This is a genomic window from Promineifilum sp. (SeqCode) (genome assembly GCF_041918635.1).
GTDB lineage: Bacteria > Chloroflexota > Anaerolineae > Promineifilales > Promineifilaceae > Promineifilum.
The window spans coordinates 1-7,362 of record NZ_JAYRVJ010000682.1; the positions used below are offsets into that span (position 1 = coordinate 1).

A 7,362-nucleotide genomic window follows, 5' to 3' on the forward strand; every position below is an offset into this window, starting at 1 on the left:
GGACGGCGATGGCAGCCCCCGCTGCGACGCCGGCGCGTTCGAGTTCCAGCCGCGCCTGACCATCGTCCACGCCCCAACGCTGGCCGACGGCACGCGCTTCACTTTCGGCGGCGACCTGGGGGCGTTCGTCCTGTGGGCCGGGGCGGGGGCGCGGGCGGTGTTCGAGGCCGCGCCGGGCACGTACCGCGTGGCCGAGAGCCACGAGCCGGGCTGGAAGGTGACGGCCATCGCCTGCGCCGGCGACGCCGACGGCGGCAGCCTGGCGGACGTGGACGGCGGCGCGGTCACGGCCGACGTGGACGCGGCCGAGCGGATCGTCTGCACCTTCACCGCCCGGCCCACGCGCAACACCATCGGCGTGGCGCTGGAGGCGGCCGGCGGCGAACCGGTGGCCGTGCCCTTCAGCGGCGCGCTGGGCGCGTTCTCGCTCGATTCGGCCGGCGCGCCCGACCAGCACAGCGGCAAGCTCGCGCCCGGCCCCCAGACCATCCAGGCCCAACCGCCGGCCGGCTGGCGCGTGGAGGCCATCGTCTGCGGCGGCGACCGCGACAAGGGCAGCGCGGTGGACCTGGCCGCCGGGCTGGCGACGGTCGATCTGGACGACAAGGAGGCCATCGGCTGCACGTTCCGCGTCGGCCGCGCCGCGCCGCGCGGCTCGCTGACCATCCTGAGCCGGGCCACGCCGGCCGAGAACGCTGCCTTCACCTACACCGGCGATCTCGGGCTTTTCGCGCTGCGCGATCCGGCGGGCGCGGCGGCGACGTTCGAGTTGTCGCCCGGCGCGTATCGCGTCCACGAGTTGCTGCACCCCCTGTGGACGCTGAGCGCCATCGAGTGCGGCGGGGACGCGGACGGCGGCAGTGTGACGCTGCCCGAAGAGGCGACGGCCGTGGTCGATCTGGACGCGGGCGAGCAGATCGTCTGCACCTTCGGCCACACCCGCGCCACGGCCGGCGCGGGCGCGCTGACCATCGTGCAGACGGTGGACGCGGCCGGCGCGCCCCCCTTTGCCTATGGCGGCGCGCTGGGCAGCTTCACCTTGCAGCCGCCCGACGCGGCGACGCGCAGTTGGGCCAATCTCAGCCCCGGCCGCTACAGCGTCCAGCAGACGCCGCCGGCCGGCTGGCCGTTGGGCGGCATTACCTGTGTGGGGGACGCGGATGGGGGCAGCACGGTCGCGCCGGAGATGGGCCAGGTGGTGGTGGACGTGGACGGCGGGGAGTCGATCACCTGCGCCTTCGCGAACAGCCGCGCCGCCGGCGCCAACAGCATCACCATCGTCCACCAGCCGGCGCCAGCCGACGGGACGCCCTTCCGCTACACCGGCTCGCTGGGCGGCTTCAACCTGAACGCGCCAGCCAGGCCCAGCCGCGCCTTCGCCGGTCTCGCGCCGGGGGCCTACAATGTGAGCGTGCGCCTGCCCGCCGGCTGGCGGCTGACGGGGATCGTCTGTTCGGGGGACGTGGATGGGGGCACGGCGGTGGACGCGGCCGCGGCCCGGGCGACCATCGACCTGGACACGGGGGAGGGCATCACCTGCGCCTTCCAATCCGCCAGCGACGCCGCTCCCCCACCCGCGGCGCATACGCTCTACTTGCCTTTGCTTCGCCGGTAAGAAGCTCACGCAAAGAACGCAAAGAAGATTGCTCTTAGCTTTGCGCTCTTTGCTTCTCTGCGCTCTTCGCGTGAGCTCTTATTACCCGATCTTGCGCGCGAGATACTGCTGCGTCAGCGACTCCTTCGGCTCGTTGAAGAAGGTCTGCGCCGGGCCGTGCTCCACCAGTTCGCCCAGCCACATGAACATCACGTAGTCGGCCAGGCGGCGGGCCTGGGCGATGTTGTGGGTGACAATGACCAGGGTGTACTGGCCGCGCAACTCCAGCAGCAGCGACTCGATGCCCTGAGCGGAGATGGGGTCGAGCGAGGCGGTGGACTCGTCGCACAGCAGGATTTCCGGCTTGACGGCGATGGCCCGCGCCAGGCAGAGGCGCTGCTGCTGGCCGCCGGAGAGGCCGGTGGCCGGGGCCTTGAGCCGGTCGGACACCTCTTCCCACAGCCCCACGGCGGCCAGGGCTTCCTGCACGCGGTGGTCGTAGCCGCCGTTCTTCATCCCGTGGATCTTCATGCCGTAGGCCACGTTTTCGTAGATCGACATGGGCAGCGGGAAGGGCTTCTGGGCCAGCAGGCCGATGCGGGTGCGCACGTCCGTAACGTCCGCGCCCGGCGCGTAGATGTTCTCACCGTCCAGCAAGATCTGTCCCTCGATGCGGACATTCTCGTTCAGCTCCAGCAGGCGGTTGAGTGTTTTCAGGAAGGTGGACTTGCCGCAACCCGACGGGCCGATGATAGCCGTGATCTGGCGGATGGGCAGGTCGATGCTGAGGTTCTTGAGGGCGTGCTGCTCCCCATACCAGACGTTGAGGTTTTTGACAACCAGCGAGTGTTGCATTTCGTATCCCCTATCTAATCACATTCCGGCCCAGGCGGCGCGAGGTGTATTGCGCCAGGAAGCTGATGACCAGGATGATCGCCGTCAGGATGAGCGCCGAGGCATAGGCCCGGGTTTGCACTTCCTTGAAGGGCGCGCTCAGTTGGAAGAAGATCGCCAGCGGCAGCGTGGCGATAGGCTCCGACAGGCCTTGCGGCAGGCGGTCGGTGTAGCCGGCGGTGAACATGGGGGCCGCGCCGTCGCCAATAGCGCGGCCAAAGGCCAGCAGCACGGCCGTGAACAGGCCGGGCAACGTCTGGCGCAGCAGCATGCCGAGCATCTCGAAGCGCGTCGTGCCCAGCGCCAGTGTGGACTCGCGCAACTCCTTGGGCACAAGCATCAGCACCTCGTCGAAGGTGCGAGCCAGGATGGGCAGGGCCACGAAGGCCACCGTGACGATGCCCGCCAGCAGCGAGGCGCGCAGCCCCACCAGAATCATCAGCGAGAAGCCGAACGCGCCGTAGACGATGCTGGGGATGCCCCACATCACGTCCAGGGCCAGCCGCAGCGCGCCGGCCAGGCGGCTCTTGCCGGCGTAGGTGTGGATGAAGAGGACAACCGGCACGGCGATGACGCTGGCCAGCAGCGTCGCCCCCGTCGCCAGGGCCAGCGAACCGAGGATGGCGTTGAGCACGCCGCCGCCGCCGCCCAGATAGAAGCTGCCCTCCGGCGGCTGGCTGATCATCTCCCAACTAAGGCCGCCCATGCCGCGCCAGGTGACGATACCGACGATGAGCAGCAGCACCGCGGCCGCCCCGGCAATAGAAAACCGCAACACCCAGCGCATGCTCTTGTCAATCAATTTGCGTCGCTTATTGTGTTCCATCACTATACCTTCGCTCCCAGACGGACGACCACGCGGCGCGCCCCGATATTGAACAGCAGGACGATGACCAACAGCACCAGCGCCGCCAGCATGAGCGCCGACTGGTACTGGGGAACAGACATCATTTCGCTGTAGGCGTTGGCGATAAGCGCCGGCAGCGGATAGGCCGCGTCGAAAATGGAACGCGGGATGATGGGCGTGTTGCCGATGACCATCATGATGGCCAGCGTCTCGCCGAAGGCGCGTGAGAAGCCCAGGACGACGGCCGCGGCGATGCCCGGCAAGCCAGCGTGGCGCACCACGCACCACGTCGTCTCCCAGCGCGTCGCCCCCAGGGCCAGCGTCGATTCGCGCATCTGCTGGGGGATGTTGCGCAGCACCTCGTCGGTCACGGCCACGATGAGCGGGAAGACCATGATCGCCAGCACGATGGCGCCGGCCAGGACGCTGTAGCCGCTGGGGTTGGTGACGGCGAAAAGCGGGAAGCGCTGGCCCAGCGTCCCCCCTACCGCCGGCGCGACGACCTCGCGGATGAGCGGCACGACGAACAGGACGCCCCACAGGCCATAGACCACCGACGGGATGCCCGCCAGCAGGTCAACGATGGGCTTGACCATCGCGCGCCGCCGGGAGGAGGTGTACTCGGCCAGGTAGATGCCGCTCAGCACGGCCGGCGTCACCCCCAGGATCATGGCGAAGAAGGTGACGATGAAGCTGCCGGCGATGAACGGCAGCAGGCCGAAGGCCAAATGTGTGGGCCGCCACTCACTCGACGTCAGCAGGGTGAGGAGCGACTGGCTGCTCAGGATGGGCAGCGCCTCACGGACGAGCACCACCCCGATCATGATCAGCAGCAGGATGAGCAGGATGGCGGCCGTGAACAGCGTGCGACGGGCGACGTTGTTCTTGAGCGCGCGCTTGCGGCCGCGGCCGCGCCGCTGGGCGCCGGCCGCGCCAACGCCGGAGGGAGCCAGCGGGCCCGCGACCGCGCTGTCGGGCGGGCTTATTTTCAATGAATCTGGACGTGTAATCTCCATGTGATTCTCCTTGAGTGGCTAAACGCGCCACGAAGCCCGAGCGGCCGATCCCGGATGGATCGACCACTCGAGCTCACTCAAAACGTCCCTCCGACTGTTAAAGCAATTAGGAATTAGGAATTAAGAATTAGGAATGATGAAGGTCGCACTTTGGCTCTCTTCATTCTTAATTCCTAATTCCTAATTTCTAATTCTCTTCGACGTCCCTCCACGTCGCTTTTTACTGGCCGATCAGGCCGAGCGCTTCGGTCAGACGGTCGGCGCTCAGATTGACGTAGCCAGCATCGGAAACCATGCCCTGGCCCTCGGTCAGCACCCAGTTGTAGAACTCGACGATAACCGGGTCCGGCTCGCCCTTCGTCACCAGGAACAGTTCGCGGGCGGGCGGAGACGGGTACGTCTTCGCGGCGATGGCGGCGGCGATACTATCCTTCGTGGCGTAGAAATCCTCGTCGGCGCTGATCGTTCCGTCGCCGTTCAGGTCGAGCGGGACAACGCGCAGCCCTTCCAGCTGCTCGCCGGTGGACAGGTCATAGGCGAAGCCGATGTTGTTGTAGCCGATGCCCAGCGCGTCCTGGCGCACCGCTTCGGCCACGCCGGGGTCGCCGTTGACGGCTGTGCCCTTCAGGTCTTCCTGGACTTCGCCGCCCTGGAACTTGGCCCACACCTCGGCCGCGCCGGCCGAGTCAGAGCGGGTGTAGACGGTGATGGCCTCGCTGGCATCCGTGCCCAGGAGTTGGCCCCAGGTCGTCGTGGTCTGGGCGATCCAGATGGCGTTGGCCGTTTCCGGCGTCAGGCCCTGGGCCAGGATGGCGTCCACGTGCGGGTTAGCGGCGTTGATCGTCGCCACCACCGCATCGATGGTGACCGGCACGCCGAACGCGCCCTGGTCGACCTCTTCCTGCTTCAACTCGCGCGACACCATGGCAATGTCCACCGCGCCGGCCAGCACGTCGGTCATGCCCTTGCCCGCGCCGCCGCCCTGCACGTCGAAGCGCACGTTGGGATTGACGGCCGAATACTGCTCAGCCCAGACGGTCATCATGGGGAACAGGGCGAACGCGCCGGAAACGGCGATGGTGCGCACTTCGCCCTCAGCGGCCGGCTCTTCAGCGGCCGGCTCCTCGGTGGCGGCCTCGGCCGCGGGTTCCGTCGCCGCCGTGTCGGCTGCCGGCTCGGCCGCTTCCCCACCACCGCAGGCCACCAGCGCCAATAGCAGAACCGACAAGGACATCATAACTGCCAAAATTCTCATCAAACGTGACATTTCTTTTCTTCAGCTCCTTCTAAAACGTTGTAGGTAACATAAACTCCGCGGATGTTGACGTCTAATCTGCGTAATCTGCGAAATCTGCGGATTCTTCTAATCGGCCAGGGCGGGGACGCTGACAGGCGGCCGGATGATCAACACCGGTTGCCCGGGGAAGACCGTCTCGCGCTCGATGCGCGACAACACCTGCCCCACAAACCGCCCTTCCGCTTCCGCGGCCAGGACGAGCATGTTGTAGCGCCCCTGCGCCAACTCGCTGACGATCTGGGTCGCCGGGTCGCCCTGGCTCAGCCGAACGGCCACTTTGACATCCTTCTCGTCCAGCTCGCACAGGAACGTTTGCAGGTGTTGCCGGGCAGGCGAGTCGCCCGCCAGCAGTTCATTGAGATGCGCCGACGCCGAGCGTGCCAGGGGCAGCACCGTGGCGTCAGCCCCCCACCCGGCGATGATGGACAGTACCCGGCCGAGCGTCTCGTGATCCGACCCGTAGCCGCGCAGGGCGACGAGCAGGTGCTCGATAGGCGAATACTCGCCACGCACCAACAGCAGCGACGCCGGCGACCGGTGCACCAGCCGCATGCGGGCTGCTTCATTGGAGACGTGGGCTATCAGGAGCGAGAACTCGGGCCGCTCGGCCGTGGTCACGACCTCATCGAGCGGCATGGCGCTATCCAGCACGTGGATGCCCTGACCCAGCGATTCGCCGAACGCGGCCGCCGTCGCCAGCACCGCCTCGCTCCAGGCCAGATCGTCGGTCCAGACCAGCAATGAGCGGTCGGCCGGCACGCTGGCCGGGTAGAGGCGGGCGATGGCTTGCTGGAGCGCCGTCTCCGAGCTGGAAACCGGTACAATGTCGGCCTTCAACAGGCGCTCCAACACCGCCAAGCCGGCGACGTTGTCCGGATAGGCGGTCACAACCGTCACGCGGCCCCCCTCGCGCGCCAACGGCAGCGCCAGGTAGTATGAGGCCACGCGATGCGGCACGCGCGTCAGCAATTCTTGATCGGCCGTTGGTTGGCGTACCAACTCGGCCAAGGCTCCCAGGTCAAAGTATAGCGTCATTCGTTCCGTCACCTGATAGTGGGAAGCATATCAGGGGGCGGTAACAGGGGCGGTTATGGGGGGGTAACAAAGAGGTAACAGGAAGAGCGGGGGAGCAGGGGGGCGGGGGAGAGCGCCCCCGCTCCCCTGCTCTTAAGCATTGAACGCATACCCTACACCCGGAACCGTCTCAATGGTCGGGCTGGGCGCGCCTTCTTCCTCGATCTTGGCCCGCAGGCGGTACATCAGTTGCTTCAACATCGTCCGGTCGCCGCCCTCCGGCCCCCAGACGGTGGTGATGAGCGTGTCGCTGGGCAAGACCTGGCCGGGGTGGAGCATGAGCGCCTCCAGGAGCTTCAACTCCAGGCCGGTCAGGCGTACCGCCGGCCGGTCGCCGCGCTGGGCTTCGCTGCGTGAGCGGTCGAGCGTCAGGCCGCCCACTTGCAACTGGGCCGGCAGCGCCTGGACGCCGGCCCGGCGCATGACGGCGCGGATGCGGGCCACCAGTTGGGTGGGGCTGAAGGGCTTGACCATGTAGTCATCGGCCCCCATCTCCAGACCGCGGACGACGGCCTCGTCGCCGGCCCGCACGCTGAGGATGATGATGGGCACGTTGCTGAGGCTGCGCACCTGGCGGCAGACGCCCAGGCCGTCGAGCCGGGGCAGGTTGAGGTCGAGCAGCAGCAGGTCGGGCGCGGCC

General features: G+C 67.5%; 7 protein-coding genes. 1 reads left to right on the forward strand and 6 read right to left on the reverse strand.

Annotated features, from left to right (window positions below):
- A partial coding sequence (locus ACE3UY_RS19980) for a hypothetical protein (RefSeq protein ID WP_374689239.1) occupies positions 1 to 1,615 on the forward strand: 1,615 nt, incomplete at its 5' end.
- A gap of 81 nt (positions 1,616 to 1,696) precedes the next feature.
- Here ACE3UY_RS19980 and ACE3UY_RS19985 read toward each other — a convergent pair.
- The 6 genes from ACE3UY_RS19985 to ACE3UY_RS20010 form a co-directional block, all read right to left on the reverse strand.
- Complete coding sequence (locus tag ACE3UY_RS19985) at positions 1,697 to 2,449, reverse strand: phosphate ABC transporter ATP-binding protein (RefSeq protein WP_374689240.1); 753 nt, start codon at positions 2,447 to 2,449, stop codon at positions 1,697 to 1,699.
- A 10-nt stretch (positions 2,450 to 2,459) separates the two neighbouring features.
- Positions 2,460 to 3,314, reverse strand: a complete 855-nt coding sequence (locus tag ACE3UY_RS19990; protein WP_374689241.1) for a PstA family ABC transporter permease — start codon at positions 3,312 to 3,314, stop codon at positions 2,460 to 2,462.
- Positions 3,315 to 3,316: 2 nt separating this feature from the next.
- Positions 3,317 to 4,351: a phosphate ABC transporter permease subunit PstC gene (gene pstC, locus ACE3UY_RS19995; RefSeq protein ID WP_374689242.1), complete on the reverse strand. Its 1,035-nt coding sequence runs from the start codon at positions 4,349 to 4,351 to the stop codon at positions 3,317 to 3,319.
- A gap of 220 nt (positions 4,352 to 4,571) precedes the next feature.
- Entirely contained in the window at positions 4,572 to 5,588 is a 1,017-nt protein-coding gene (locus ACE3UY_RS20000; protein WP_374689243.1) for a PstS family phosphate ABC transporter substrate-binding protein, read from the reverse strand.
- 126 nt (positions 5,589 to 5,714) lie between these two features.
- Positions 5,715 to 6,683, reverse strand: coding sequence for a hypothetical protein (locus tag ACE3UY_RS20005; protein WP_374689244.1), 969 nt, complete (start codon positions 6,681 to 6,683; stop codon positions 5,715 to 5,717).
- A gap of 132 nt (positions 6,684 to 6,815) precedes the next feature.
- The coding region (locus ACE3UY_RS20010) for a winged helix-turn-helix domain-containing protein (RefSeq protein ID WP_374689245.1) at positions 6,816 to 7,362 on the reverse strand (547 nt) is incomplete at its 5' end.

Coding starts and splice junctions, on each gene's coding strand:
- ACE3UY_RS19985 (WP_374689240.1), bottom strand. CDS start 2,449: ATGCAACACTCGCTGGTTGTCAAAAACCTCAACGTCTGGTATGGGGAG.
- ACE3UY_RS19990 (WP_374689241.1), bottom strand. CDS start 3,314: ATGGAACACAATAAGCGACGCAAATTGATTGACAAGAGCATGCGCTGG.
- pstC (WP_374689242.1), bottom strand. CDS start 4,351: ATGGAGATTACACGTCCAGATTCATTGAAAATAAGCCCGCCCGACAGC.
- ACE3UY_RS20000 (WP_374689243.1), bottom strand. CDS start 5,588: ATGATGTCCTTGTCGGTTCTGCTATTGGCGCTGGTGGCCTGCGGTGGT.
- ACE3UY_RS20005 (WP_374689244.1), bottom strand. CDS start 6,683: ATGACGCTATACTTTGACCTGGGAGCCTTGGCCGAGTTGGTACGCCAA.